The organism is Sphingobium sp. CFD-1 (assembly GCF_024611115.1).
Taxonomy (GTDB): domain Bacteria; phylum Pseudomonadota; class Alphaproteobacteria; order Sphingomonadales; family Sphingomonadaceae; genus Sphingobium; species Sphingobium baderi_A.
On record NZ_CP084398.1, the window covers coordinates 3,103,231 to 3,129,424 of the forward strand.

Genomic DNA, 26,194 nt, shown 5'->3' on the forward strand with positions numbered 1-26,194 from the left:
CACGGACAACCGGGCCTGTGGGACAGCGGGCATTTGCCCCCTTTTGGATGGGAGGAAGCGGGCGCCATCCCCTCCTCCGTCCGGCGGCGTAGCGGCGCTTTCACCCGCCCTTCAATGAAAATCGCGCGAGCCGGGAAGGATGCGGACGTTACGCGGGTGGCTGGAAGCGCGGGCGCGGGGATGGGCGCTGTGGCCATCGGTCAGGCGGTCAAGCTCAGCCGTGCGGTCGTGCACGCGGGTCGCCATCAGATGCACGATGCCTTCCTTGCTGCGCTGAACCTCGCCTTCCACCAGCATCAGGCGGGACGCCATGACCGGACGGCGCTGCATTTCGAAGAGGCGCGCCCAAAGCAGGATATTGGCGATGCCGGTTTCATCCTCGATGGTGATGAAAACGGCATTGCCCTTGCCGGGACGCTGGCGGACCAGCACGACACCGGCGACCTGAACGCGCGCGCCGTTCTTCGCGGCCCCCACCCCGGCGCAGGTCAGAGCGCCCTCCCCGGCGAAAACCGGGCGCAGAAACTGCATGGGATGGCCTTTGAGGGACAGGCGCGTCACCTGATAATCGGTCGCGACATGCTCCGACAGCGGCATGGCGGGGAGCCTGGCGTCCGACTCCTCGCCCAGTTCGCGGGCAGCGGGATCACGGCTGCGGGCGGCGGCGAACAGGGGCAGTTCGTCGGACGGCGTGCGCCGCGCTTCCCAAAGAGCGGCGCGGCGGTCCTGCCCCAGCGAACGGCAGGCATCCGCATCGGCCAGCAGGCGCAGGGCGCGGGCGGGGAGACTCGCGCGGCGGGCCAGATCCTCCATGCTGGTGAACAGGCCGCCCTCTGCGCGGGCCTGCGCCAGTCCGGCGGCCCAATCCTCACGGAAGCCATCGACCTGACGCAGGCCCAGCCGCAGGGCAAGCGCCCTCCCCTCACCCTCTCCCCGCACCATGTCGCGGGATCGCAACAGCGGTTCGAGCGCATTGTCCCATGCGCTCATATTCACATCCACGTCATGCACGGTGACGCCATGCTCGCGCGCGTCGCGGACGATCTGGGCGGGGGCATAGAAACCCATGGGCTGCGAATTAAGCAGCGCGCAGGCGAAGATGGCCGGGTGATGGCATTTGATCCAGGCGGAGACATAGACGAGGCGGGCGAAGGACAAAGCGTGGCTTTCGGGGAAGCCATAGCTGCCGAACCCCTCGATCTGCTTGAAGCAACGCTGCGCGAAATCGCGGTCATAGCCACGCGCCGTCATGCCATTTATCATCTTGTCGCGGAAATGGTGGATGGTGCCGGCATTGCGGAAGGTCGCCATGGCGCGGCGGAGCTGGTTGGCTTCCGCTGGTTTGAAGCTCGCGGCGGTGATGGCGAGCTTCATCGCCTGTTCCTGAAAGAGCGGCACGCCGCAGGTCTTGCCCAGCAGCGCCCTGAGTTCATCGGAAGGGCCGCATTCCGGCGCGGGTGACGGAAACACGACCTTCTCCTCCCCGCAGCGGCGGCGTAGATAGGGATGGACCATGTCGCCTTCGATCGGACCGGGGCGCACGATCGCGACCTGAATCGTGAGGTCGTAGAGATCGCGCGGCTTCAAACGGGGAAGCATGTTAATCTGGGCGCGGCTTTCCACCTGGAACACGCCGATGCTGTCGCCCTTGCACAGCATGTCGTAGACCCTGGGATCGCTGGAATCGATGTCGACCGTCAGCTTCGGGTCGCCCAGCCCCTGCTGCCGGATCAGGTCGAACGCCTTGCGTATGCAGGTCAGCATCCCCAGCGCCAGCACATCGACTTTCATCAGGCCAAGGGCGTCGATGTCATCCTTGTCCCATTCGATGAAGGTGCGGTCCTTCATCGCGGCATGGTGAAGCGGCACGGTTTCATCGAGCCGATTCTGCGTCAGGACGAAACCGCCGACATGCTGGGACAAATGCCGGGGAAAAGGCGCCATAAGCAACTGGTCGACAATCGCCCGCAACTGCACGATGCGGGGATTATCGAGCGCGAAACCGGCCTCCGTGAAGCGCGCTTCGTCCATGTCGCTGGAATAGCTGCCCCAGACGGTGCCGGCGAGGCGGGCGGCAATATCTTCGCTGAGCCCCAGCACCTTCGCCACTTCGCGCACGGCGCTGCGCGAGCGGTAATGGATGACGGTCGCGGCGATCCCGGCGCGGTGGCGGCCATAACGCTCATAGATATATTGCATGACCTCCTCGCGCCGTTCGTGCTCGAAATCGACGTCTATGTCGGGCGGCTCTCCCCGCTCCTCCGACACGAAACGGGAAAAGAGCAGATCGTGCCTGGCCGGGTCAATGGAGGTGACGCCGAGCAGGAAGCAGACTATGGAATTGGCGGCCGATCCGCGCCCCTGGCACAATATGCCCTGCATCCGGGCGAAGGCGACGATGTCGTGAACGGTCAGGAAATAATAAGCATAGTTGCGGCTGGCGATGAGGCCGAATTCCTCATCCAGCAGCTTGCGGACCTTGGGCGGGATGCGGGGGCCGTAATAGGCATGGGCGGCGGTGAGGGTGAGTTCCTCCAACCATTGCTGGGCGGTCCAGCCTTCGGGCACCGGCTCATGCGGATATTCGTAGCGGAGCTGGTCGAGCGTGAAGCCGACACGGGCAAGGAAGCGGACGGTTTCCGCCACCGCTTGCGGGCAGGCGCGGAACAGGCGGGCTATGGCGGCGGGCGCGTGGAGATGGCGTTCGGCATTGGCCTCCAGCAGGCGACCGGCCTGCGCGATGGTGACGCCTTCGCGGATGCAGCTGAGCACATCCTGAAGCGGGCGCTGCTCCGGCGTGGCGTAGAGCGCATCCATGGTCGCGATGAGCGGCGCGCCGGTTCGGGCGGATAGCGCCTGATATTGCGCCAGCCTGCGCGCATCGCGTCCGTCGCGGCGCAGCGCAGCGCCCAGCCAGACCCGTCCCGGTGCGAGGCGGGAAAGGCGGGCGAGCAAAGCCTCCAGATCGGCGGGCGGCGGCGGCGGGAGGAGGCTGAGATGACCCTGGGTGACGGCTTCCGGGGAAGGGCGCTCATCCTGTTCATAGTCCACCGGATTGCTGTGCGCGGTCTGCTCCGTCGCGGTGGAACAGGGCAGGACGATCAGCAGCAGATCGTCGAGATGGGCGGTCAGGTCCGCATATTCGAGGATGCAGTCGCCCTTGATGGAGCGCAGATTGCCCCGCGTCAGCAATTTGGTGAGTTCCCCCCATCCCCGCCGCGTCGCGGGATAGGCGACGATGTCGGGCGTACCGTCGGCAAAGACCAGCCGCGCGCCCGTCAGCAGCTTCATGTCGGGCACGCAGGCGGCCTTTTCAGGGCCGGTGAGTTCCGCGCTCGCGCCTTCCCGCGCCCGCTTGTCCACCAGCATGGCTTCCTGCGCGTCGGCGATGATGCGTTTGCGGGCCGACCAGGCGCGGACCACGCCAGCGACCGTGTTGCGATCGGCTATGCCCAGCCCCTTGAGGCCCAGCAGGATCGCCTGCCGCACCATATGCTCGCCATGGGATGCGCCGCGCAGGAAGGAAAAATGCGTGGCGGCGACCAGTTCCGCGAAGGGCGGCGGATCGGCAGGGCGGGCGCTCATGCGAACAGGCCGTGCAGATACCAGCCGGGATGCGCCGCCTCCGTCCCGTAAAGGCCGTGGCGGAAAATCCAGTAGCGGCGGCCGCGCGCATCCTCCACCCGATAATAGTCGCGGGTGCGCCCTATATCCTCGCCCTTCACCATGCCGCTATGGGCCGTCCACCATTCAGGGGCGATGCGTTCGGGCCCTTCGTAACGCGTGACTTCATGGAGCATCCGCCGCCAGCGGAAGCGATGGGGGGGGCCGTCCGGCACCTCTGCCAGAACGTCGATCGGCTGGGGCGGGTCGAACAGATGGAGCGGCCGCAGCGGCGGATCGCCAGCCGCCTCCTGTCGCGCCCATGGGGCAGGCGTGGGGCTTTCGATGGCGGGAAGCGCCAACTGGGCCTGTTCGGGAATATGGCTGTCGCGCGGGTGAAGGCGCTGGATCTGCATCCGGCCCGCCCGGATCGAAAGCCGGTCGATCAGCGCGGCGATCCCTTCTTCCCGGCGCGCCTCGCCGCCTTCCAGCGCGAGCTGGGTAGGGGCCATCGGCTCGGCGCGCGGCACGGTGAGGCGCAGCATGTCGAAGCCGAAACCGGGATCGAGCGGATCGGACAGGCCGTCAATCTTCTCCTCGATCAGGCGCAGGATCGCGGGCGCGTCGCGGACAGGCAGGCTGGTTTCAACGCGCAGGGGGAAAGCCAGGCCGTCGCTGCGGAAGAAGACCGCTTCGAAGCGGCGGCCGCCTTGCCCCCGTTCGGCAAGGCGCGCGCTGGCTTCGTCGATCATGTCCGACAGGACGGCAAGGGCATGGACGGTACGGGCCATGGGTTCGACGAAGCGGCGCTCCACGCGGATGGCGGGACGGGCGCGGCGGGGCGCGAGGGGGCGCTGCCCCAGACCCAGCAGGCGATGGAGCGCATCCACCGCCGCCTCTCCGAAGCGCGCGGCCAGCGTGGCGGCAGGACGCGCGGCCAGATCGCCCACGGTCCGCAGCCCCGCGCGGCGCAGGGCCACCGCGCTTTCCTCCTCCAGACACAGCGCCTCGACGGGCAGGCGGCGCAGGGCAGATTCCTCATTGGGCGCGGAAGCGATGGGGAAGCGGACGAGCGCATGAGCGGCTTCCGGCGTGGACGCGAGCGCATGACGCACCGTCATGCCATGCCGCTCCAGTCGGTCCGCGGCCTCCTGCACCAATCCGGCTTCCCCGTTCCAGAGATGCGCGCAGCCGGTAATGTCGAGCATCAACCCGGCGGGGGGATCGAGCGCGGCGATGGGGGTGTAGCGGGCGCAGCCGTCGCACAGGCGCTCCAGCCAGTCCTGATCGGCATGAGGGGCCGCTTCGAACACGGCCAGATCCGGCTCCCGCGCCCGCGCATCGGCCAGCGTCATGCCGGGGGCAAGACCCAGTTCCAGCGCGGCGCAATCCAGCGCGGCCAGACGCATCGCGCCGCGTACCGGCTCCACCATGGCCGCAGGCGCGCCATCCGGCCGTGCGGCCCACAGGTCAGGCCGCGCGATCCGCAGCCGGTCGAACGGCAGGAAAGGAAAGTGAAGCGCGAGATAGCGGCGCGCCGCCCTCTCGTCCCTCTCCCTGCCGTCCATGGTCATCGCGTTCATCGCGCCCGTCTCCAAATAGGCCTCGCTCATTGTCCCAGATCAATCGCCACGCCACGCCGTCCCGCCCGCCGCGATGGCGCAGCAGGGTGAGATCGAAAGCGCTCATGCCCGGCGCGTTTCCGGGCAAGGGCACGGAAGGCGCGGCCCCCACTCGCCAGCGCGTGTCGGCGGCGCTGGCCGTTGGATCGGCATCCAGGCGCAAAAGCAGCGCAGTGACGCCCGATTGCTCCGCCGCCAGCGTCAGGCGACGGCTGGCGGTGAGGTCCAGTTGCGGCGCCCGCCCCCGGATTTCGAGCAGCAGCGCACCCAGAGCAGGAGATCGCAAGGCTTCCACGGCGGCGCGCAGCAACATCGCTTCATCCTGCATCACGCCGATCAGCAGATGCGCCGGGTCTACGCCCAAAGCCGTCAGCCCCGGCCCATAAGGCACGCCCTGACGCGCGGCGGCGGAAGGACGCAGCCACAGGGTCGTGGCCTGCGGTCCCGCAAGGCGCGCAAGGATCAGCGAAAGTCCCGTGGCCGCCGCCTCCCCGCCTTCGCAGGCAAAAAATTCATGCACCCGCCCCCGCGCCAATCCGCCGCCCAGCATCCGGTCAAGGGGCGCATGACCAAAGGGGAAATGGGCATGGCGCGTCCTGACCACGCGATCCAGCGAGGCGAGGCGCCGCTTGAGGGCATCAAGGTTTCGGGCCGACTCGATCATCATAAATGTTCTCTATTTGTTCTTTTCGAGCCTGCGACCTTCCCTGTCAATCGCCGGTTTGCGCTAATGGGAAGGTAAAAGCCTAAAGCCGCTGCACGCGGATGGACTGGCGATGAAGGGAGGCGGCCCCGAAAACCGTCATGAAAGCGATATCCGTCGCATCGCGGCCCACGGCGATGCGGACCATGGTTTCGATGGGCGCCAGATCCGTGGCATCGACCAGATGCCATGCCCCATCCAGCCAGACTTCGACCACGGCATGGAAGTCGGGCGGATCGAGGTCCAACGCATAGACGGAGACGAGCCGGGCCGGAATGTCGCAGGCGCGGATGAGCGCGGCGGTCAGATGGGCATAGTCGCGGCAGACGCCCTGTTGGGTGACGAAGCTGTCGACCGCGCTGGTCGTCACGTCCGAACTGCCCGGCACATAGCGCAGATTGTCCCGCACCCATTGAACCAGCGCCTGCACCAGCGCGCCGCCCTCCAGTCCGGGGAAATGCCCTTCGACGAAGCTGGCGAAACGGTCCGCCTCGCAATAGCGGCTGGGCCAGATGAAGGGGAGCACCAGTTCGGGCAAATCGGGCAAGGGCGACTTACGCAGTCCCGAAAGATCGGGCGCGATCCGCTCCACCTCCACCGTCGCATGGTAACGCAGCGTCATCCGGCCCACGCCCGCATGGGTCCATGCCCGACGGCCCACGGCGCTGCCTCCGCCCAGAGTGGAGACAGGCCCCGCTCCTTGGATGGTCAAGGACTGTTCCACCACATGCTGATCCGGCATTTCCGCCGGTTCCAGCGCCAGCAGGACATCGGCGGGCTCGGCAAAATCATAATCCAGCACGGTTTCGATTCCGAGGCGCATGCCTGCCCTTTCCCTTGTCCCGCAACACAACCGGTCAGTCCTGTGTCCGTTCCTCCCCCGCGATGCTCCAGCCATTTATATGGCCGAGACGAAAGGAAAGGCGATTATGTCGCTTGCAATTCCGAATGGCGGTTTTGGGTGGAAGGTGGGCTGTCCGCCATTCCCATCTTCGTTCGCTCCGAGCGAAGTCGAAGGGCGTAAGGGAGGCCCTTCGACGCCGCCTGCGGCGGCGCTCAGGACAGGCTTCGACTTCGCTCAGCCCGAACGGAGGTGAGGTGGCGGCTATATGGCCGGAACCCGCCATTTCCGTCCCCAAAACAAAGGCGGTTCTATCATTTGCACGTTCCGCTTAACGGCAAGGTCTGGCCGAAAGCGGCCCTTCAGTCACTCCGGTTTACAAACGACATGATTGTCCATGTAAAAGGCCCGCCACGCGCTTTTGCGCGGCGGGCCTTTTCAGTGCGTGAAGCATGAGACGGGCAGTCTTGCGCCGACCAGCCTCCGGTTGATCCGACCGGAGGTTGCAGTCAGCCCCTATTCGCCATCGTCATCCGCTTCGGGTCCGGCCATCATCCCTTCAGCGACCTCTTCGGTCTTGCCCCGGATCGCTCGTTCCAGACGATCCGCCATTTCGGGATTTTCCTTGAGGAAGGTTTTCGCATTTTCCCGGCCCTGACCGATGCGGACCGAGTCATAGGAGAACCATGCTCCCGATTTCTCGACCACGCCGGCCTTGACGCCAAGGTCGAGGATCTCGCCGATCTTGGAGATGCCCTCGCCATACATGATGTCGAATTCGACCTGCTTGAAGGGCGGGGCGACCTTGTTCTTGACCACCTTCACGCGGGTCGCGTTGCCGACGATGTCGTCGCGATCCTTGATCTGGCCGGTGCGGCGGATGTCCAGGCGAACGGATGCATAGAATTTGAGCGCATTGCCACCGGTCGTCGTTTCCGGATTGCCGTACATGACGCCGATCTTCATGCGAACCTGGTTGATGAAGATCACGATGCAGCGCGAACGGCTGATCGACCCGGTCAGCTTGCGGAGCGCCTGGCTCATCAGGCGGGCCTGGAGGCCGACATGGCTGTCGCCCATTTCGCCTTCGATTTCCGCGCGAGGGACCAGCGCCGCGACCGAGTCCACCACCAGCACGTCGATCGCATTGGAGCGGACCAGCGTGTCGACGATCTCCAGCGCCTGCTCGCCGGTGTCGGGCTGCGACACGATCAGTTCGTCGATGTCCACGCCCAGTTTCTTCGCATAGCCCGGATCGAGCGCATGTTCCGCATCGACGAAAGCCGCGACGCCACCACTTTTCTGCGCTTCGGCGATGACGTGCAGCGCCAATGTGGTCTTGCCCGAGCTTTCCGGCCCGTAAATCTCTATGACGCGCCCACGGGGCAGGCCGCCGATGCCGAGCGCGATGTCGAGACCCAGCGAGCCGGTCGAAATCGACTCTATCTCTATCTTTTCGCGGCTGCCCAGCTTCATGGCCGAACCTTTGCCAAAAGCGCGGTCGATCTGGGAAAGGGCCGCTTCCAATGCTTTCTGTCTGTCCATTGTCCCTGTCTTTTTGGAATCGATGAGTGAGAGCGTTGCGTTCATGGCCCTGTCCCCTGTCAAGCGGAACGCGCCGATTCTTCCGGCGCCTGGCCATCATGTATCCCGTTTGTTCCATAAGAACAAGAGGGGAACGGAATTTTCCTATTTCCTCTCCAGCGCCTTGCCCAGCGCGCGTTCCACCGCCCCAATGGTGAAAGGTTTGGCCAAAGTGGGCCGGTCCGCGTGGCTGGTCGGCAGGTCATCGGCCATCCCGCCCGTCGCGAACACGAAGGGAATGGCATTTTCGACGAGAATGTCGGCGACCGCCCAGCTTTTCTCCCCCTGAAGATTGCAGTCCAGCAACGCGGCATCGAAGCCGCCCTGCCGCGCAAACGCGCAAGCTTCCTCCACCGAGGTCGCCAGCCCGTGCAGCCGGTAGCCCAACGTATCGAGATAATCCTCCAGCATCATGCCGATCATCGCTTCATCTTCGACGATCAGGATGGATTTGCCGTCCGACATGCCAGCCTTCCCTGTTAGAAAACGCTTCGCTATCGTATCGGATACGGCTTGCCCAGCCCTAATGCCTTGATCGAGCGCAAGGTCATTCCACCCCCGGACCCAGGGCCAGCGCATCCCGCGCGGCTTCGGCCAACTGGCTGACGGAGAAGGGTTTGGGCAGGAAGGCGACATGGGCGATGTCGATCGACTTGCGGAGCTGTTCCTCGGCATAGCCCGACATGAAAAGCACCGGCAGATCCGGATACATCTGGCGCGCGCGCGCGACCATCGACGGGCCGTCCATATTGGGCATGACCACGTCCGATATGAGCAGGTCGATCCTCTCCTCCCCGGCCAGAACCTCCAGCCCCTGTTCGCCGTCGCTGGCGGTCAGCACCTTATAGCCCTGCCGCACGAGCGCGCGTTCGGCGACGGCGCGGACCATGTCCTCATCCTCCACCAGCAGGACGGTGCCGGTGCCCCAAGTCTCGCTGCGGCGGACGGGGGCCTGCGGCTTTGCGGCCTGATCGACGTCCGCGCCCTGATAGACGGGCAGGTAGATGACGAAACTCGCGCCCTGTCCCGGATCGGATTCGGCGAAGATATAGCCGCCCGACTGCTTGACGATGCCATAAACGGTCGAAAGGCCAAGGCCGGTGCCCTTGCCCAGCTCCTTCGTGGTGAAGAAGGGTTCGAAGATCTTGGCAAGCACGTCCGGGGATATGCCAAGGCCGGTGTCGGATACGCGCAGGGCGGTGTAGTCTCCCGCCGGCAATATCTGATGGCGCATTTCGCGCACGCGCGCGGCGGGCACGGCGTAGGTCTGGATGTTGAGCGTGCCGCCTTGCGGCATGGCGTCGCGGGCGTTGACGGCCAGGTTCACGATCACCTGCTCAAGCTGGCCGGGATCGGCGCGCACCGCGCCCAGATTGCGGCCGTGGCTTACCTCCAGCTTCACGCTTTCGCCCAGCAGGCGTTTGAGCAGGTTGGAAACATCGGCCACGATGTCGGGAAGCTGGAGAATCTGCGGCCGCAACGTCTGCTGGCGGGAAAAGGCGAGGAGCTGGCGGGTCAGCCCGGCCGCGCGGTTGCTGTTGGACTTGACCTGCTGAATATCGTCATAATCGCTGTCGCCCGGCGTATGACGCATCAGCATCAGGTCGCAATGGCCGATGATGGCGGTCAGGATATTGTTGAAGTCATGCGCCACGCCGCCCGCGAGCTGGCCGATGGCCTGCATCTTGGTCGCCTGCGCCACCTGCCGCTTGAGCTTGCTTTCCTCGCTATTGTCCTTGAGGCTGAGGAGCACCGCCGCTTCGCCAAGGCCGCGCACGCCCGCCAGGCTGAGCGCGGTCGGATCGTCGGGCTGGCCGCGCATCCGCACGGCAATGTCGCCCGACATTTGCGGGCCGACCGCAAAACGGCGCACAGCGTCGGCCACGGCGGCCTGATCCTCCCGCACGACGAGATCGCCGGGATAGCTGGGCTTGTCGCCGGGCTTCAGCCCGACCGCGCGGCCAAAGGCATTGTTGAGGAAGAGCACGCGCCCGTCCCGGTCCGCCATGGCAAGGCCGAAGGGCAGCAGCGACAGCAGGGTTTCGATGTAGGAAAGCGCCGATGTCCCGCCACCGCCGCCCGGTTCGTCGATGAGGAGGAGGAGCATGGGGCCATCCTGTCCGCTGCCCCGCCCTCCGCCCGTCTGGGTCGCGCGGCGCAGCGGCACCTGAAGCAAGCGCAGGGGCAGGCCGCCGGTCTGTTCGCGGGCAAGGAAAAGGCGCCCCTTGTCGTCCACCCGCATATGGGATGCGAAATCGCGACCATTGGCATTGGCGTCGATCCGACCGACGGCGCGCAGCAGGAAAGCGCCATTGGCGGCGCGGATGCGCCCTTCCCCGCCGATCAGCACGGCCATGACGCCCGCTTCGCCAAGCTGCCGCCCCGCTTCCCCCGTCAACAGACGATGCACGTCGTCCAGCGCGCTCGGCTGCCGGACCGGCGTGAAGCGCCAGAGCAGATAATCCTCCGCGCGGCCGGTGCGGCAGATTTCGACATCCAGCCGCAGCGCGCCATGCGCCATGCCGCGCACCGCCGCTTCGCCATCCTTCCATGCCTTTCGCGCGGCATCGGCAAGCTTTTCGGTCGCGGTGGCATCGGTGATGAGGGCAGGCGGCGTCGGATAACCGGCAAACCATTCCCCGAAGAGGTCGCTGGCGCAGACCAGCCGCCCGGTCCGGTCCGTCACGGCAATCGCCATATTCGAGGCATCGGCGGCCGCGCGCGCCACCGTCCAGTCCGGTATCGCCTCGCTATCGGCGGCGGCAGGGGGATAGAGATGGCGGAACCAGGACAGCAGCGCCGCGATCACCAGAACGGCAGCGCCAAAACCGGCCCCCAGCGCCCAGTCGCCCGCCGCATAGAGGACAAGGCCAGCGGAGATCAGCGCGGCGACGATCAGCAGCGGCAAGGCAAGGCGCGAGGGTGGCCGTGCCAACCACGCATCATCCCTACTTTTCAACCGCGTGGCCATGCCCGCGTTCCCCCTGCACCCGCCCTGGACCCGCGCCCTGCCTTAGCAATCAGACAGGCGCGATTTCCTCCAATGCGCTGCTTTCAGGCCGCTTGCCAATCCTCAATTTGCGCGCATGCCATTTCCGTCCCATCCGGTGGCGCCAGAACCAGTCGGCGAGGAAATAGCCGATGGCCGCGGCGGCAAAGGAAATCAGCGCCAGACCAAATAGCAGGGCGGGCGCGGCTTCCGAAAAGAGCCAGGCGCACCATTGCCCGATCGTCGCATGGTCATTGACGAGCGCCATGAAACCCGACGCATCGGCGGTCCGGCCCAGCATCCAGTTGCCGATATAGACCGAAGCCCAGAGGATGAACGGCGTCGTTGCGGGATTGGAGAGGAAAGTCATCGCAGCAGCGACGGGGATATTCGCGCGGAAAGGCAGCGCCAGCAGCGCCGCGCCCGCGATCTGCACGCCGGGGATCAGCAGGAAAATGCCGACCAGCAGCCCCAGCGCCACGCCGCGCGGCACCGAGCGGCGGGTGAAGCGCCACAGCGAGGGTTCCAGCACCCGATGCGCGACCGGAGCAAGGAAGCGGTTATTCTCCAGCGATTCGCGGGTCGGGGCATTGGCATGCCACCAGCGGGTGAAGCGCCCCATGCTCGCTTTAGGCCCCATCAGCCGTGCGCCTTCATGATGCGCTGCTGATCGCGCTTCCAGTCGCGTTCCTTGATCGTCTCACGCTTGTCATGGGTCTTCTTGCCGCGCGCCAAGGCCAGTTCCACCTTCGCCTTGCCCCGGCTGTTGAAATAGATGGACAGCGGCACCAGCGTCATCCCCTTGCGCTCGACCGCTCCGTGCATCCGGGCGATCTCCCGTTCGTGCAGCAGCAGCTTGCGGGGGCGCTTGGGTTCGTGATTATAGCGATTGCCATGGCTGAATTCGGGGATGTTGCTGTTGACCAGCCACACCTGCTCGCCCTTCACCTCGGCATAGCTTTCGGCGATATGGCCCTCGCCAAAGCGCAGCGACTTCACCTCCGTGCCCTGAAGCGCGATCCCGGCCTCGAACACGTCGTCGATGAAATATTCGAAGCGCGCGCGCCGGTTTTCCGCGACGATCTTCTTCTTGTCGAATGTTTCAGGACGGGGACGGGCCATAATTTCCAGAACTAACCAAGAGGGTCCACATATGGGGTCGCAGGCCCATTAAACCAGACCGGCGATCTCCAGCGCCCGGTCGACGGCTGCACGGCTCGATTCCGACGGCCAGGTGATCGGCAGGCGGACGTCGCCGGGCATGTCGGGCCGGACACGCGTGAGCGCATATTTGACAGGCCCAGGTGAAGAATCGCTGAACAGCGCGTCGTGCAGCGGATAAAGCCGGTCATGCAGCGCCAGCGCGCCGGTCCAGTCCGCGCGCGCGCAGGCCGCCTGAAATTCAGCGCACAGGCGCGGCGCGACATTCGCGGTGACGGAGATGCATCCCCGTCCACCCGATGCATTGAAGGCAAGCGCAGTTTCGTCATTACCCGATAGCTGGCAGAAGTCCGGCCCGCAGGCGAGGCGCTGCGCGGTGACACGCCCCAGATTCCCGGTAGCGTCCTTGATCCCCACTATGGTGCGATAATCCTGCGCCAGCCGGTGGATCACCGGCACGCCGATATCGGTGATGGTACGACCGGGCACATTGTAAAGCACGATCGGTAGGTCGCAGCGTTCCGCCAGATACGCGAAATGGCGATAGACGCCTTCCTGATTCGGCTTGTTGTAATATGGGGCGACGACCAGCGCGGCGTCGGCGCCCGCCGCCTGCGCGGCGAACATATGTTCAAGGGCGATGCGCGTGTCGTTCGATCCGCAGCCCGCGATCACCGGCACCCGGCCCGCCACCTGATCGACGCAGATCGCGATCACGCGATTATGTTCCGCCACCGTCATGGTCGAGCTTTCCCCGGTGGTGCCGCAGGGGACAAGACCGCCGCTGCCCTCCGCGATCTGCCAATCGACGAGGGCGCGGAAGGCCGTCTCGTCAATCGCCCCGTCGCGAAAGGGCGTCACAAGAGCCGGTATGGACCCGGAAAACATGTTTTTACTCCTTCAATTCTCCGGGCTTCCGGGGCATTGTTTGCTTGAACCGCGCGCTATAGCGCGTCATTCAGGGCCTGATAAGGATGCAATTGCGATTATGTCCATAATGCGTTCGCCCCTTTGCCCAGATGGTTTAATGGTTCCTATGCCTTTGATTGCCCTTTTGCTCGTCACCGCCAGCGCCAGCGCGCAGGTGGATGCCCCGGCTTCGTCCAATCCCAACTTTCCGCCCAGCGCGGTCGTTCAGCCCATTCCGGGCCAGGGCAGCACGCCCAGCAGCGCAAGCCAGTGGAATCAGGTCAGCAGCCGGGTGGGCGTTTCGTCCGATTCCTCGGTCAATGGCGCCATCAGCCAGTGGCGCGCCCTGCAGCAGAGCGACGGCCTGGGCTTTTCCACCTATGCCAGCTTCATCATGGCCAATCCCGGCTGGCCGGGGGAGGACCGGATGCGGCGGCTGGCGGAAACCGGGATCAATCCCGACAGCTATGATCCCCGGCAGGTAACGGCCTTCTTCGCCCGCTTTCCGGCGCGCACGGCGGTCGGCCACGCGCGCAACGCGCTGGCGCTGATGCAGCTTGGCCGCATGGACGAAGCGCGGGCGGCCGCGCATAACGCATGGACCGGCGGATCGCTGGCGCCGACGGACGAAATGCGGCTCCTGTCGCTGTTCGGGTCGGGCTTCACCGCCGCCGATCACGACCAGCGCGCAGACGTCCTGCTGTGGGGCAATGACGTGATGGGCGCGACGCGGATGCTGGCCTATGTCTCGCCCGCCCGCCGTCCAGTCTATGCGGCGCGGATCGCCTTCCGCCAGAAAGCGCCCGACGCGGCGATGAAGATGCAGGCGGCCGAAGCGCTGGGCGCGACCGATGCGGGCTTCGTCGCGGACAAGGCGATGTGGCTGCGCGACACCGGCAACTGGGTCGCGGCGCGGCAATATCTGGCCAATCGCGCCACCCTGTCCTTCCGGCCCGGCAATGCCGAGAAATTTTACGAGGTGCTGCTGAACCAGGCCCGCGCTTCGGCGAATGACAGCCAGTGGAGCTTCGCATGGGGCATCGCCAGCAAGATCGACGACGCCTATGCGCCGGGCACGGACGTCAGCGGCCGTCCGATCGGCGAGCGGGACGATTATACCAGCCTTGCCTGGCTGGCGGGGACCACGGCTTTCTATAAGCTCAACCGGCCCACCGATGCGGTGGGCATGTTCCGCCGCTACGCCACCGCCGCCAAATCGCCGCAGACCCAGTCCAAGGGCTATTATTGGGCCGGGCGGGCCGCGCTGGCAGCGGGAGACACGGCAGCGGCCAACAGCTATTTCCAGCAGGCAGCAGTCTTCCCCGACCAGTTTTACGGGCAGCTTTCGCTGGAGCGGCTGAGCCGTCCTATCCCGGCGCCTGCCGCCTATGAAAGGCCGGTGGAGATCTCCGCCGCCGACCGGGCCGCGTTCAACAACCGTTCGGTCGTGCGCGCCGTGCGGGCGCTGGGCGCGATGGGCTATTGGGAGGATCAGAGCAAATTCGCCCGCGCCATCGCCAATAATGCCGATAGCGACAGCGATCATTATCTGGCTGCCGAACTCGCCAAGAGCATCGGCCGCCCGGACATGGGCGTGATGGTGGGGCGCCGCGCGGTATCCAGCGGCCTGACCGGCTATGGCGAGAGCGCTTTCCCCCGCGTGCCGGTGCCGCCATCGGCCCAGTCCAACTGGACCATGGTGCACGCCATAGCGCGGCAGGAAAGCCAGTTCGACCGCGCCGCCATCAGCCATGCCGGAGCGCGCGGGCTGATGCAGCTCATGCCCGGCACCGCGCGGGAGCAGGCGGGAAAGCTGGGGATGGGTTACAATCCCGGATCGCTGACCACCGACACCAGCTATAACATCATGCTGGGCTCTTCTTATTTCGAGCGGATGATGAGCTATTATGGCGGCAGCTATCCGCTGGCGGTGGCGGCTTACAATGCCGGGCCGGGCAATGTGAACAAATGGCTGGCGGCCAATGGCGATCCGCGTCTGCCGGGCGGCGATTGGCTGCGCTGGATCGAGAATATCCCGATCTACGAGACGAAGAATTACGTCCAGCGGGTGCTGGAAAATGCCGTCGTCTATGAAGCGATGAACCCGGAACGGGCGCGCTTCCGGGGAAGTCCGGCGGTGCTGAGCCGCTATCTGGGGAAGCAGACACCGGGCTGAAGCTGCGGTAAGAGGCGGGCATGACCGCGCATCCCAACTACATCTCGCCCGAAGGCTTTGCCAAGCTGCGGGCGGAATATGACCATTTGCTGGGCGTCGAGCGGCCGCAGGTGGTGGAAGTGGTCAGCTGGGCCGCGGGCAATGGCGACCGCAGCGAAAATGGCGACTATCTTTATGGCCGCAAGCGGATGCGGGAAATCGACGGGCAGCTTCGCCGCCTGTCGCGGAAGATGAAGGATGCCAAGGTCGTCGACCCCAAGACGCAACCGGACAAGGGCCGCGTCTATTTCGGCGCGACCGTCACCATCGCGGACGAGGATGACAAGCGCCGCACCGTCACCATCGTCGGCAATGACGAAGCGGATGCGAGCGCGGGACGAATCGGCTGGGGCACGCCTATCGCGCGGGCGCTGCGCGGGGCGGCGGTGGGCGACCTGCGCCGGGTGATGCTGCCCGCCGGTGAGAAGGAATATGAGGTGATGGCGATTGCCTATCCCGAATAGGAGGCGCGACGCCTGCGATCGCCTGCCCGGGCAGATAGCCGCGTTTCCTGACTTATCCTGTATCAAGCATTTATGCTGTATTTTTCATGCAGGGCAACTATGAGGACGCCCGCGGACAGCCGAGGGTAAACAGCTTTGCGTCATCTGTCGTTCTTCTGCCTGTTGCTGATGCCGTCAGCCGCCGTCTCGGCGGTTTCGGCATTCCAGCCCGTGGCGATGCCGGTCGGCAGTGGAACGGACTCCATGACTTCGGGCGCGGCGCGCGTGGTCAGCGCCATATTGGAATATACGCGCTGGCCGACCGAACACCCCGTCATCCGATTGTGCGTCGCAGGCGCCCCCCGCCATGCCGGCCGGCTGAACGAGGTCCACCTGCCCAATGAAGCGAAAATCGACCTGTCCACCCTGTCCGGTCCGGCCGATCCGGCGCGAAATCTCTGCGACGCGCTCTATATCGGGCAACTCGCTCCCGTTCCGCTGGGCCGCCTGATCGGCGACATGCGCGGCAAGCCCGTCGTGACCATCGCTGAGGACGATCCCGATTGCCGGAGCGGTGCGATGTTCTGCCTGATCTTCGCGCCGCAAACCCTTTCCTTCCGGCTCAACATCGATGCGGTTTCGCGTTCCGCGGTGCGGATCGACCCGCGCGTGCTACGCATGTCGAAAGGGAGATATTGAGCCATGACCGCTCCGTCTGATCCCGCCATGCCGACGCTTCGCACAGTGCTCGCGCGCGTGCATATGCGCCTGATCCTCTTTGCCGTGCTGATGGCTGGCGCGACATTGCTCATCACCGGGGTCGTGGTCATTCGCGGCTATGCCGAGCGCAACCTGTCCCTGATCGCGCAGACGGTCGCCTATACGGTCGAACCGGCGCTCGTCTTTGATGACATGCAGGCCGCGCGCGACGGAATCGCTACGGTCGCCGCATCGGAAAGCGTGCGCGCCGTCGAAGTCCGCGACGTCCGGGGCCGCCTGCTGGTGGACTGGCGACGACCCGATGGCGGCATGATGGCAGCGATCGCGAGGGGCGGCGGCCTGCTCGCGCCATCGCCCGCGCTGGCCACCATCCGGCGGGGCCAGGATGTCATCGCCCATGTCCGCGTGTCCGGCGACGCCGGAGGGCTGGGCCGCTATATTCTTGCGGCGCTGCTGGCGGGGCTCACCTGCCTCATCCTGACCGTCTTAGCCACGCAGATGCTGGCGCGGCGGTTGCAGCAGGATGTCACTGCACCGCTGGCGCGCATCGCGGAGGTCGCCCATGCCGTGCGCGCCGACCGCCAGTTCGACCGGCGCGTGCCCCCATCCGACATATTGGAGATCGATCGACTAGGCCGCGACTTCAACGCATTGCTGGATGAGCTGGATGACTGGCATGCGGGCCTGCTGTCCGAAAACCGGATGCTGGAGAAGCAGGCTACCCGCGACGCGCTGACGGGCCTGGGCAACCGCGTGATGTTCGAGCAGGTCCTGCCCGGCATCATGGCGCGGGCCGATGCCGATGGCGGCGCCTTTGCCGCCGTCTATATCGACGTGAACCGCTTCAAGCAGGTCAACGACCGGCACGGCCACGATGCGGGCGACGCGATGCTGATCGTGATCGCCGCGCGGCTGCGCGCCGTGTTGCGGCCGGGCGATCAGGCTTTCCGGCTGGGCGGCGACGAATTCGCGCTGATCCTGGCGCCGGACATCAAGCGGGAGGATGTGGCCATCCTTACCCACCGCCTGCTTGCGGGCATGGAGCAGCCGATCATGCTGCCCAGCGGCGAGAGCATCGTCGTATCGCTGAGCGTCGGCAGCGCCCTCTATCCCGACGACAGCGCCGACGCCCGCGATCTGCTGCGGCACGCCGATGCGGCGATGTATGCAGCCAAGGCCAGCCGGACCGGAACCCATGACTGACAGACGCGAGACAAGCATGATGCGCCATCCCCTCTCCCTCCTGCTGCCGCTGTTTGCGCTGGCGGCCTGCCAGACCGTTCAGCCGCAACCGCAGCAGGCCGGCTTCACGCCGCAGCAGGTCGCCACGCTCCAGCAGCAGGGGTTCGAACCGGCCGGTGACGACTGGCAATTCGGCATGGCCGACCGCCTGTTGTTCGGGACCGACGAAAGCACGCTGATCCCGGAACAGCAAGCGGCCATAAGCCGCATTTCCCGAGTGTTGGTCGCGGTCGACATTCACGGCGCGAGAGTGGAGGGACATACCGATTCGACCGGATCGGCCAGCTATAACGAGGCGCTGTCGGCACGGCGCGCGCAGGCCGTCGCTGACGCGCTGGTGGTCGGCGGCATGGCGCGGCAGGCCATGCGCGTCGTCGGCATGGGCGCACGCGTCCCCGTGGAGAGCAATCATCTGGCTAGCGGCCGCCGGGAAAATCGCCGCGTCGTGATCATCGTGTCCCCCGCCGATGCGAGTGACCCTGTTCCTCCCGCAAATGCCAGCCTGCCGTAACGCCTTGCCCCTTACGCCGCGCGGATGGCGGTAAGGAAGGCGTTGGCGCGGGCGTCGAGGCGGTGGGCCTCGTCCGCCAGTTGATGGGCGGTGCGGCGCATGGTGTCGGCGCCATCAACCGCTGCTGCTGCATTGTCGCTGATGTGGCGGGCGCTCTGACGGATATGATCGCTGGAGCCGCCTGCTTCCTCGACGCTGGCGGCCATGTCGCGGCTGAACGCTCCGTGGCGGGCGACGGCCTGAAAGACGGAGGCGGAAATGCGGTCCGCCGTCGCGATCGCCGCGTCCATATGAGCGTGACCTTCCGCCACTTGCGCGGCGGTCCCGCGGATTGCGCCGATCCGCCCGGCAATCTCCGCCGCCGCGTCGCGGGTTTGCCCGGCCAGCAGTTTCACTTCGCGCGCGACGACGGCAAAGCCGTGCCCCGCCTCCCCCGCCCGCGCGGCTTCTATCGACGCGTTCAGCGCCAACATGCCGATGGCCCGCGCGATGCTGTCGATCAGGGCGGTGACTTCGCCAATGCCGTCCGCCTGCGCGCTGAGCATCCGGCTCTGGGCCGAACCAAGACGCGCTTGCTCCACCGCCATGCGGATGGCGGCGCCCGCCCGGCGCACTTCATCCTCCATGGACTGGAAAAGCTGGGCCAGATCCCTGCCGGAAGCGGCGATGCCCGCAAGATTGTCGGCGGTCTGCGCCGCCGCGACGGCCATGCCGGCGGAAGACTGCCCATTATGGGCGGCCCGCTCCGCCGCTTCGGTCGCGAGCGCGGAAAGCTTGTCCGCCATGCCGACCATATCGGCGATCAACTGTTCGATATCGGCGCGGAACGTGGCGCTTTCGCGTGTCACCCGCTCCAGCCGTTCCACCCGCGCCAGGGCAAGCCGCGCATCCCGCTCCGCCGCGAGACGCAGCAGCAGCGGACCGCCGAGCGTCCCGGCATAGCGCCCGCCTTCCGTCAGGATCAGCCCTTCGCACCCTTGTCCCTGCGCGGCATAGAGATCGACCAGCGCCTCCACGCTGGCGGCGCGGTCGATGCAGGCGCAGGGCTGGACATGATCGTCCAGCCGCCCACCGAAACTGGGATTGCGAAGCAACGCATGGCCGAAAGGATTGAACAGGATGCGGCGCATGTCCCGCTCATAAATGGCGCCCGCCGGACGATCCTGCCCATCCAGCACGGGAAGCAGGCGAAGCGCGGGATTGTCCTGAAAGCGATCAACCGCTTCGCTGAGCGGGCGGCCAAGCCGGATCGCCACGCCATGCTCGACAGGAAGCGATGAGGGCGCGTGCGCCGGCAGGGCATCGGAAAGTGAGGGCGCGAACATGCGCGCCTTTTAGCGGCGCAGTGGTAAATGAGGCGTTAGGATTTGATGACAGTTTTGTTACAAGATACTGTTTTCATGTTATTTTATTCGACGGTTTATAGCCGAAAGCCTCGCGCGCAAGCTTGACCACGGCGGGGTCGGCTTCCGGGAAATCCATCGGCACCAGCTTTTCCAGCGTCTCCGCGATATAGGTGAGCGCAGCGATGCGGCCGGTCTTGCGGTGGTTATTGTCGATGACTTGCCAAGGCGCATGTTTCGTGTCGGTCCTAGCGAACATGTCGTGCATGGCGTCAAGATAATCGGCGCGGCGGGCGCGGTTACGATAATCGTCCGCGCCGGTTTTCCACCGTTTCCATGGCGTGTCGAGCCGTTCGGCGAGCTGCTTGTCCTGCGTTTCCTGGGTGATGTGGACGAACAGTTTCAGGATGTGGCTGCCGGCGTCGGTCTGCTGCCGTTCGAAGGCGTTGATGTCGTCATAAGCGCGCTTCCACTCCTTTTTCGAACAGAAGCCTTCCACCCGCTCCACCAGCACCCGGCCATACCAGCTTCGGTCGAAAATCGCGATGTTGCGTCCGGCGGGCAGGCGCGTCCAGAAACGCCAGAGGAAATGATGATCGCGCTCCTCTTCATTGGGCGCAGCGATCGGGTGGACCTGATAATAGCGGGGATCCCAATCAGCGGCCATGCGCTTGATGATGCCGCCCTTGCCCGCCGCATCCCATCCTTCCAGCAGGATGACGCTGCGTCGGTCGTGGATGACATGGGCGACCTGAATCTTCGCGAGGCGATGCTGAAGGTCGGCCAGCGCCGCGTCATAATCGCCGGTGAACTTCGGACTATTCTCATAGTCCTTGAGGTCGATGGCCATGCGTCATCCTCCCTTCGAGCCTGCAAAAACAAAGCCCTGTCCTTCTTGTAGAGAAGAACAGGGCTTCGACAAGCCTGCGCGGAAGGCGTCTGGTCAGGCCTTGGCCTGCGGCTCCACGACGCGGATGTGAAGTTCGCGAAGCTGCTTGAGTTCCGCCGGGCTGGGCGCACTCATGAGCAGGTCTTCGGCGCGCTGGTTCATCGGGAACAGCGTGATCTCCCGCAGGTTCTGCGCGCCGCAGAGCAGCATCACGATGCGATCCACGCCCGCCGCCATGCCGCCATGGGGCGGCGCGCCATATTGGAAGGCGCGGTAGAGGCCGCCGAAGCGATCCTCCACATCCTGCTGGGACAGGCCGACCAGTTCGAACGCCTTCACCATCGCTTCGGGCGACTGGTTGCGGATCGAACCGGACGCGATCTCGAACCCGTTGCAGACCATGTCATATTGATAGGCGTTGATGGTGAGCGGATCCTGCCCGTTCAGCGCATCCAGCCCGCCTTGCGGCATGGAGAAGGGGTTGTGGGCGAAGTCGATCTTCTTCTCGTCCTCGTCATATTCGTAGAAGGGGAAGTCGACGATCCAGCACAGCTCAAAGCGATCCTTGTCGATGAGGTCGAGCTGTTCCCCCACGCGGATGCGCGCAAGACCCGCGAGCTTCGCCGCCTGCGATTCCTTGCCCGCCGCGAAGAACACGCCGTCATTGGGGCCAAGGCCCAGCGCGGCGATGAGCTTCGCAGTCGCTTCCTCGCCATGATTCTTGGCGATGGGGCCGCCGGGGACGCCGTCCTTGATGTTGATATAGCCAAGGCCCGAATAGCCCTCGCCCCGCGCCCAGTTGTTCATGTCGTCGAAGAATTTGCGGCTACCCGCGCCCGCGCCGGGGGCCGGGATCGCGCGGATCACGCTGCCGCTTTCCACGAGGCTGGCGAAGATGCCGAAACCCGAACCGTGGAAATGCTCGGTGACGTCGGTGATGAGGATGGGATTACGCAGGTCCGGCTTGTCGCTGCCATATTTCAGCATGGCTTCGGCATGGGGGATGCGCGGGAAGCTGCCCGCCGGGGTCACGGGCTTGCCATCGGCGAAACGCTCAAACACTTGCGCGATCACCGGCTCCATGGTGTTCCACACATCTTCCTGCGTGACGAAGCTCATTTCCAGGTCGAGCTGGTAGAATTCGCCCGGCAGACGGTCAGCGCGCGGGTCTTCGTCGCGGAAGCAGGGCGCGATCTGGAAATAACGGTCGAAGCCCGCGACCATCAAAAGCTGCTTATATTGCTGCGGCGCCTGCGGCAGGGCATAGAATTTGCCTGCATGGATGCGGCTGGGGACGAGGAAATCGCGCGCGCCTTCGGGGCTGGACGCGGTCAGGATCGGCGTCGAATATTCGGTGAAACCCGCATCCTCCATGCGGCGGCGCATGTCGGAGATGATCTTCGTGCGCTTGACGATGTTCGCATGCAGCGTCTCACGCCTCAGGTCGAGGAAGCGGTAGCGCAGGCGAATATCTTCGGGATATTCCTGCTCGCCCGCAACCGGAAGCGGCAGGTCGGCGGCGGCGGAGAGGACCAGGGCATCGTCGGCGCGGATTTCGATCGCGCCGGTCGGCAGGTTCGGATTCACCGCTTCGGCGGCGCGGGCGACGACGCGGCCCGTCACCGTCACGACGCTTTCGGCGCGCAAGCTCTCGATTACCTGAAAGACGGGGCCGTCCACCTCGGTGACGATCTGCACCATGCCATAATGGTCGCGCAGGTCGATGAACACGAGATCGCCATGATCGCGCTTGCGATGCACCCAGCCGGAGACGCGGACCGTCTCACCGACGTTGGCGGCAGTCAGTTCGCCGCATTTATGAGTGCGATAGGCGTGCATGGCGTCTGTTTCTTCCCACTGCGTTTTACGGAAATGACAAATTGTTGCGGCCCCGCTAAGAGCAGGATTGTCGAACAACGACCAGCCCGCCGGGGCGCGGGCCTGCCCATAATAAGATCGAAGACCATATGCAAATCCATCCGCTGATTACCGACAGCAAGACACTCGCCGAATTTTGCGCCCGCATCGCCAAATCCCCCTATATCGCGATAGATACCGAGTTCATGCGGGAAAACAGCTATTGGCCGGACCTGTGCCTGGTGCAGGTGGCCGACCCGCATGAAGCCGCCGCCATCGACCCGAAGGCGCCGGGACTGGACCTGTCCCCCTTGCTCGACCTGATGGTCGACAATGAGGATGTGCTGAAGGTCTTCCACGCGGGCGGGCAGGATCTGGAGATCATCTACAACCTGACCGGCAAGACGCCCCATCCGCTGTTCGACACGCAGATCGCGGCGATGGCGCTCGGCCTTGGCGAACAGATCGGTTATGGCAATCTGGTCGACGCATGGCTGGGGGTGCAGCTCGACAAGGGCGCGCGCTTCACCGACTGGGCGCGGCGGCCGCTGGACAAGCGGCAGATCGACTATGCCATTGGCGACGTCACCTATCTGATCCAGATTTTCCCCATGATGCTGGAGGAACTACGCAAGACCGGGCGCGGCGGCTGGCTGGATCAGGAGATGGAGCGGGTGTGCGACCCTGAAAACTACCGCAACGATCCGCAGGAAGCGTGGCAGCGCGTCCGCATCGCCAGCCGCAAGGCCGATGTTCTGGGGCGGCTGAAGGCGCTGGCGGCATGGCGCGAACTGGAGGCGCAGGACAAGAACCTGCCGCGCGGCCGCATCGTCAAGGACGAGACGCTGGCCGACATCGCCAGCCATCCGCCCCGTAGCCAGGAGGACCTGGGCAAGGTGCGCGGGCTGTCCGCGACGTGGAAGAGCAATGATATTGGCGGACGGCTGATGGCGGCGCTGGCGGCTTCGCAACCTCTGCCGCGTGACGAGATGCCCGATCGCGAGCCGCGCCGTCCGGGACTGGGCAAGGACGGGGCGCTGGTTGCCGATCTGCTCAAGCTGCTGCTCAAGATCCGGTCGCGGGATATCAATGTCGCCTCCCGCCTGATCGCACGATCCGACGATATCGACGCGCTGGCGGCGGGCGTGCGCGACGGGCTGTCGATCCTGGAAGGCTGGCGTTACGATCAGTTCGGGCGGGACGCGGTCGATCTGGTCGAAGGGCGGCTGGCCTTCGCGGTGAATAATGGCCGGCTCAAGATGACGCGCACGGAAGAGGAGAGATAGGATGCGTTTAGCGATGATGGCGATGCTGCTGCCGTTGGCGGCCTGTGCGGGCGCGGGCGGCGAAGGACCGGCGAATCCGCCCCCCGTGGCCGAAGGACCGTGCCGTAACGATCCCGTCGCCGGTTTCGTGGGTCAGACCGCGACGGCGGACCTCGGCGCGCAGATGCTGGCGGCGTCGGGCGCGAAAACGCTGCGTTGGGGTGGGCCCAATACGGCGATGACGATGGACTTCCGGCCCGACCGGCTGACCGTGATCTATGACGAGAAGATGGTGATCGGTTCGGCCCGCTGCGGCTGAAGCGGGGCGAGCACGTAGACGCGGTCCGGTCTGGACATCTGGGTGCTCGAATCAGCATTCCAGCCCAATCAGCGTGCTGCTGGATACACGGCCGACATGGCGTTGGCCGTCGATTTCGAGCCAGTCCGGCGTCACTTCCAGACGGCGACCGCGAATGGTGGTGCGTAGATGCTCCACCGCGATGCGATTGCGGGAGATGATACGCAGGATCGCAAGGCCGTCGCCACGCGCCGCCATGATGCTGTATCGGTCGCCGCGCAGGATGAAGTGCCAGCTGCCGTCGGTCGGTAGCCATTCATTGCCGTCCACCACCTGCACCGGCGCGCCATCGGGCGCGCCCATCCGCACGCTGATCCGGGTGGCGCCATTGCTGCGGCGCGGCGGCGCGAAGATCAGGATCGGCTCCCCTTCCACCGTGATTGGAATGGGCGTATCCCGGAGCAAGCGCGACCCGCCGATGACGAGATGCGGCAGATCGCTGGAAAAAGGCAGGCGGTCGCGGGCGAAATGGCGCTGCCGCACCACCGGATTGGCGTGGAAATTCTGGACCTGCGCGGGTGTCAGCCGCCCTTCTTCCACCAGGCCGTGGCAGGTCGGGCACATCAGCGTCGCGCCGCGCCCTTCCGGTAATCCCAGATAGCGATAGATGGTAACGCCGCAGCGGACGCAGGCGAAACCGCAGGCCTGACGGACGACGGCGCGTTCCTCCGCCGTCAGATCCGGTAGTGAAGGCATCACACGCAAGGCCATGCACGACGCTCCCTGGCAACGCCGTCCGCCTGATGCGGAGCGGCGGTTCCTTCGCAGCGTCCTCCTGCCTGTGAGAACTCTTGTGGCCCCTTGATGCCTTATCGTTGTAATAAATAGCCGCAAGTCAAGCGGTTTGCGCGCGCCCCTTAACGCTGGGGCAGCAGATCGAGATTGCGCGAGGCCGCGATGGCGCGGATGCGGCCGGGGCGCGGCATGGACTTGATCGCGATTTCCGCTACGTCGCCCGCGCTGAACAATTCGACATTGCCAACATCGAAGAGGCGCTGGCCGAAGCTTTGGGTAATCCGCACGCTGCGGATGCTGGACAGCGCGATTTCGGTACGTTGCTTGGCCAGCAGGCCGCGTTCCATCAGCACTTCACGTTCGCTGAGCGCCAGTCGCTCGCCCTTGTTCATCACCCACCACACGCCGATGGCGAGGATGCCAACCACCGAAATCAGCAGCAGCAGGAAGAGGAAGGGATGCGCCCGGAACATCGCGGGATGTTCGTCATACAGCCATGTTTCGCTCATCGCTCGCTCCTCGGGTCCGCGCCGACTTCGCATGGGGGGCGCCCCGGCGTCAAGCAGGCGCGACCGGCGCGTTAACCGGATTTTTTCATCCTGATTCTAAACTGTCCGCGTGAAAGGCAAGGATCATGGCATACGGCTTGTACGACATAGACGACCGCAAGGCTGGCCACTTCAACCTGCATGAAGCGGGCCAGGAAAAGCGGCAGAGCGGATTTCCACTGACGGCGCTGATTCTGGCGCTGCTGGGCGGCGCGGCCGCGATCCTCGCGATCGGACCGCAATTGCTGTGGTCGCAGCCCGAATCGAAGCATGGCGGGAACCTTGGCGGAATCGTCATCAACTCGACATTCAATGCCTGCAGCGGCGCGGCGCGCGCGGCCGCCTGCGTGGTGTCGCCGCGGGAGTTTTCCTATGGCAACACGACCTACCACCTGTCCGATATCCGCACGCCCGACGGCGAGTTTCCCGCCTGCGACGTGGAGGCGCAACTGGCGGGCAAGGCGACGCGCACCTTTATCGGCATCCTTAACGGCGGGGCGTTCGAATCGCTGCCCGATCCCACCGATTCCAACCCGACCGCGCGCATCCTGATGCGCGACGGCGTGTCCATCGGACAGATCATGATCGCCAAGGGCGTAGCCCAGCCATGGGCGCCCCAACCCTATAACTGGTGCGCGCACGCCAATGTGTAGGGC

23 protein-coding genes are annotated in these 26,194 nt (G+C 65.3%); 8 read left to right on the top strand and 15 right to left on the bottom strand.

The features are described from left to right. Positions 1 to 111 precede the first annotated feature (111 nt). The 10 genes from LDB26_RS15630 to dapA all read right to left on the bottom strand — a co-directional run bounded on the left by LDB26_RS15630 (position 112) and on the right by dapA (position 13,391). Positions 112 to 3,585: an error-prone DNA polymerase gene (locus tag LDB26_RS15630; protein WP_257539114.1), complete on the bottom strand. Its 3,474-nt coding sequence runs from the start codon at positions 3,583 to 3,585 to the stop codon at positions 112 to 114. Continuing rightward, positions 3,582 to 5,186 carry a DNA polymerase Y family protein gene (locus LDB26_RS15635; protein ID WP_257539115.1) on the bottom strand — a complete coding sequence of 535 codons (1,605 nt, stop codon included), beginning with the start codon at positions 5,184 to 5,186 and terminating at the stop codon, positions 3,582 to 3,584. Before LDB26_RS15635 ends, LDB26_RS15630 begins: the two co-directional genes overlap by 4 nt. Then, positions 5,074 to 5,889, bottom strand: a complete 816-nt coding sequence (locus LDB26_RS15640; RefSeq protein WP_306812069.1) for an ImuA family protein — start codon at positions 5,887 to 5,889, stop codon at positions 5,074 to 5,076. The genes LDB26_RS15635 and LDB26_RS15640 overlap by 113 nt, the downstream gene beginning before the upstream one ends. An 82-nt stretch (positions 5,890 to 5,971) precedes the next feature. Further along, entirely contained in the window at positions 5,972 to 6,751 is a 780-nt protein-coding gene (locus LDB26_RS15645; protein ID WP_257539117.1) for a transglutaminase family protein, read from the bottom strand. A gap of 534 nt (positions 6,752 to 7,285) precedes the next feature. After that, positions 7,286 to 8,359 carry a recombinase RecA gene (gene recA / locus LDB26_RS15650; protein ID WP_062060953.1) on the bottom strand — a complete coding sequence of 358 codons (1,074 nt, stop codon included), beginning with the start codon at positions 8,357 to 8,359 and terminating at the stop codon, positions 7,286 to 7,288. A gap of 99 nt (positions 8,360 to 8,458) precedes the next feature. Continuing rightward, entirely contained in the window at positions 8,459 to 8,818 is a 360-nt protein-coding gene (locus tag LDB26_RS15655; RefSeq protein ID WP_062060957.1) for a response regulator, read from the bottom strand. Positions 8,819 to 8,900: 82 nt separating this feature from the next. After that, a complete protein-coding gene (locus tag LDB26_RS15660; protein ID WP_257539119.1) occupies positions 8,901 to 11,324 on the bottom strand; it encodes a PAS domain-containing sensor histidine kinase in 2,424 nt (807 codons plus the stop codon). Positions 11,325 to 11,373: 49 nt separating this feature from the next. Continuing rightward, positions 11,374 to 11,982 carry a DUF2062 domain-containing protein gene (locus tag LDB26_RS15665; RefSeq protein ID WP_231746352.1) on the bottom strand — a complete coding sequence of 203 codons (609 nt, stop codon included), beginning with the start codon at positions 11,980 to 11,982 and terminating at the stop codon, positions 11,374 to 11,376. Then, complete coding sequence (smpB, locus tag LDB26_RS15670) at positions 11,982 to 12,464, bottom strand: SsrA-binding protein SmpB (RefSeq protein ID WP_062061107.1); 483 nt, start codon at positions 12,462 to 12,464, stop codon at positions 11,982 to 11,984. Before smpB ends, LDB26_RS15665 begins: the two co-directional genes overlap by 1 nt. A gap of 48 nt (positions 12,465 to 12,512) precedes the next feature. Beyond that, positions 12,513 to 13,391 (bottom strand): 4-hydroxy-tetrahydrodipicolinate synthase, encoded by an 879-nt coding sequence (dapA, locus tag LDB26_RS15675; protein ID WP_062061110.1) that lies wholly within the window; start codon positions 13,389 to 13,391, stop codon positions 12,513 to 12,515. A gap of 148 nt (positions 13,392 to 13,539) precedes the next feature. Between dapA and LDB26_RS15680 the strand changes: the two genes are divergently transcribed. The 5 genes from LDB26_RS15680 (at position 13,540) to LDB26_RS15700 (ending at position 18,543) form a co-directional block, all read left to right on the top strand. Next, positions 13,540 to 15,588, top strand: coding sequence for a lytic transglycosylase domain-containing protein (locus LDB26_RS15680; protein ID WP_257539121.1), 2,049 nt, complete (start codon positions 13,540 to 13,542; stop codon positions 15,586 to 15,588). A gap of 20 nt (positions 15,589 to 15,608) precedes the next feature. Beyond that, on the top strand, positions 15,609 to 16,091 hold the full coding sequence (greB, locus tag LDB26_RS15685) for a transcription elongation factor GreB (RefSeq protein WP_062061115.1): 483 nt from the start codon (positions 15,609 to 15,611) through the stop codon (positions 16,089 to 16,091). A 135-nt stretch (positions 16,092 to 16,226) separates the two neighbouring features. Next, positions 16,227 to 16,769 (top strand): YfiR family protein, encoded by a 543-nt coding sequence (locus LDB26_RS15690; protein ID WP_231746353.1) that lies wholly within the window; start codon positions 16,227 to 16,229, stop codon positions 16,767 to 16,769. Between the two features lie 3 nt (positions 16,770 to 16,772). Further along, the gene (locus LDB26_RS15695) at positions 16,773 to 17,993 is read left to right on the top strand and encodes a diguanylate cyclase domain-containing protein (RefSeq protein WP_062061119.1); all 1,221 of its coding nucleotides are present in this window, start codon (positions 16,773 to 16,775) and stop codon (positions 17,991 to 17,993) included. After that, entirely contained in the window at positions 17,986 to 18,543 is a 558-nt protein-coding gene (locus LDB26_RS15700) for an OmpA family protein (protein WP_269465288.1), read from the top strand. The genes LDB26_RS15695 and LDB26_RS15700 overlap by 8 nt, the downstream gene beginning before the upstream one ends. A gap of 11 nt (positions 18,544 to 18,554) precedes the next feature. Here the strand turns inward: LDB26_RS15700 and LDB26_RS15705 are convergent, their stop codons facing one another. The 3 genes from LDB26_RS15705 to aspS form a co-directional block, all read right to left on the bottom strand. After that, positions 18,555 to 19,868 carry a methyl-accepting chemotaxis protein gene (locus tag LDB26_RS15705; protein WP_257539123.1) on the bottom strand — a complete coding sequence of 438 codons (1,314 nt, stop codon included), beginning with the start codon at positions 19,866 to 19,868 and terminating at the stop codon, positions 18,555 to 18,557. Between the two features lie 73 nt (positions 19,869 to 19,941). Further along, entirely contained in the window at positions 19,942 to 20,736 is a 795-nt protein-coding gene (locus LDB26_RS15710; protein WP_062061124.1) for a polyphosphate kinase 2 family protein, read from the bottom strand. Between the two features lie 93 nt (positions 20,737 to 20,829). After that, entirely contained in the window at positions 20,830 to 22,614 is a 1,785-nt protein-coding gene (aspS, locus tag LDB26_RS15715) for an aspartate--tRNA ligase (RefSeq protein WP_062061127.1), read from the bottom strand. A gap of 128 nt (positions 22,615 to 22,742) precedes the next feature. Between aspS and rnd the strand changes: the two genes are divergently transcribed. Further along, positions 22,743 to 23,918 carry a ribonuclease D gene (rnd, locus tag LDB26_RS15720; protein WP_062061131.1) on the top strand — a complete coding sequence of 392 codons (1,176 nt, stop codon included), beginning with the start codon at positions 22,743 to 22,745 and terminating at the stop codon, positions 23,916 to 23,918. Between the two features lies 1 nt (position 23,919). Beyond that, a complete protein-coding gene (locus LDB26_RS15725; protein WP_257539125.1) occupies positions 23,920 to 24,216 on the top strand; it encodes an I78 family peptidase inhibitor in 297 nt (98 codons plus the stop codon). Positions 24,217 to 24,267: 51 nt separating this feature from the next. On the opposite strand, the gene LDB26_RS15730 is transcribed toward LDB26_RS15725, so the two are convergent. Both LDB26_RS15730 and LDB26_RS15735 read right to left on the bottom strand, forming a co-directional pair. Beyond that, positions 24,268 to 24,951, bottom strand: coding sequence for a hypothetical protein (locus LDB26_RS15730; RefSeq protein WP_062068260.1), 684 nt, complete (start codon positions 24,949 to 24,951; stop codon positions 24,268 to 24,270). A gap of 161 nt (positions 24,952 to 25,112) precedes the next feature. Then, complete coding sequence (locus tag LDB26_RS15735) at positions 25,113 to 25,499, bottom strand: PH domain-containing protein (protein ID WP_062061135.1); 387 nt, start codon at positions 25,497 to 25,499, stop codon at positions 25,113 to 25,115. Between the two features lie 125 nt (positions 25,500 to 25,624). On the opposite strand from LDB26_RS15735, the gene LDB26_RS15740 reads away from it, so the two are divergent. After that, positions 25,625 to 26,191: a nuclease gene (locus tag LDB26_RS15740; RefSeq protein WP_257539127.1), complete on the top strand. Its 567-nt coding sequence runs from the start codon at positions 25,625 to 25,627 to the stop codon at positions 26,189 to 26,191. Positions 26,192 to 26,194: the final 3 nt, after the last annotated feature.

Excerpts from the sequence above, each read along its gene's own strand:
- recA (WP_062060953.1), bottom strand. The coding sequence starts at position 8,359 with ATGAACGCAACGCTCTCACTCATCGATTCCAAAAAGACAGGGACAATG.
- LDB26_RS15730 (WP_062068260.1), bottom strand. The coding sequence starts at position 24,951 with ATGCCTTCACTACCGGATCTGACGGCGGAGGAACGCGCCGTCGTCCGT.
- greB (WP_062061115.1), top strand. The coding sequence starts at position 15,609 with ATGACCGCGCATCCCAACTACATCTCGCCCGAAGGCTTTGCCAAGCTG.
- LDB26_RS15665 (WP_231746352.1), bottom strand. The coding sequence starts at position 11,982 with ATGGGGCCTAAAGCGAGCATGGGGCGCTTCACCCGCTGGTGGCATGCC.
- rnd (WP_062061131.1), top strand. The coding sequence starts at position 22,743 with ATGCAAATCCATCCGCTGATTACCGACAGCAAGACACTCGCCGAATTT.
- dapA (WP_062061110.1), bottom strand. The coding sequence starts at position 13,391 with ATGTTTTCCGGGTCCATACCGGCTCTTGTGACGCCCTTTCGCGACGGG.
- LDB26_RS15700 (WP_269465288.1), top strand. The coding sequence starts at position 17,986 with ATGACTGACAGACGCGAGACAAGCATGATGCGCCATCCCCTCTCCCTC.
- smpB (WP_062061107.1), bottom strand. The coding sequence starts at position 12,464 with ATGGCCCGTCCCCGTCCTGAAACATTCGACAAGAAGAAGATCGTCGCG.
- LDB26_RS15635 (WP_257539115.1), bottom strand. The coding sequence starts at position 5,186 with ATGAACGCGATGACCATGGACGGCAGGGAGAGGGACGAGAGGGCGGCG.
- LDB26_RS15695 (WP_062061119.1), top strand. The coding sequence starts at position 16,773 with ATGACCGCTCCGTCTGATCCCGCCATGCCGACGCTTCGCACAGTGCTC.
- LDB26_RS15710 (WP_062061124.1), bottom strand. The coding sequence starts at position 20,736 with ATGGCCATCGACCTCAAGGACTATGAGAATAGTCCGAAGTTCACCGGC.
- LDB26_RS15740 (WP_257539127.1), top strand. The coding sequence starts at position 25,625 with ATGGCATACGGCTTGTACGACATAGACGACCGCAAGGCTGGCCACTTC.
- aspS (WP_062061127.1), bottom strand. The coding sequence starts at position 22,614 with ATGCACGCCTATCGCACTCATAAATGCGGCGAACTGACTGCCGCCAAC.
- LDB26_RS15725 (WP_257539125.1), top strand. The coding sequence starts at position 23,920 with ATGCGTTTAGCGATGATGGCGATGCTGCTGCCGTTGGCGGCCTGTGCG.
- LDB26_RS15645 (WP_257539117.1), bottom strand. The coding sequence starts at position 6,751 with ATGCGCCTCGGAATCGAAACCGTGCTGGATTATGATTTTGCCGAGCCC.
- LDB26_RS15705 (WP_257539123.1), bottom strand. The coding sequence starts at position 19,868 with ATGTTCGCGCCCTCACTTTCCGATGCCCTGCCGGCGCACGCGCCCTCA.
- LDB26_RS15660 (WP_257539119.1), bottom strand. The coding sequence starts at position 11,324 with ATGGCCACGCGGTTGAAAAGTAGGGATGATGCGTGGTTGGCACGGCCA.
- LDB26_RS15680 (WP_257539121.1), top strand. The coding sequence starts at position 13,540 with ATGCCTTTGATTGCCCTTTTGCTCGTCACCGCCAGCGCCAGCGCGCAG.
- LDB26_RS15655 (WP_062060957.1), bottom strand. The coding sequence starts at position 8,818 with ATGTCGGACGGCAAATCCATCCTGATCGTCGAAGATGAAGCGATGATC.
- LDB26_RS15735 (WP_062061135.1), bottom strand. The coding sequence starts at position 25,499 with ATGAGCGAAACATGGCTGTATGACGAACATCCCGCGATGTTCCGGGCG.
- LDB26_RS15630 (WP_257539114.1), bottom strand. The coding sequence starts at position 3,585 with ATGAGCGCCCGCCCTGCCGATCCGCCGCCCTTCGCGGAACTGGTCGCC.
- LDB26_RS15640 (WP_306812069.1), bottom strand. The coding sequence starts at position 5,889 with ATGATCGAGTCGGCCCGAAACCTTGATGCCCTCAAGCGGCGCCTCGCC.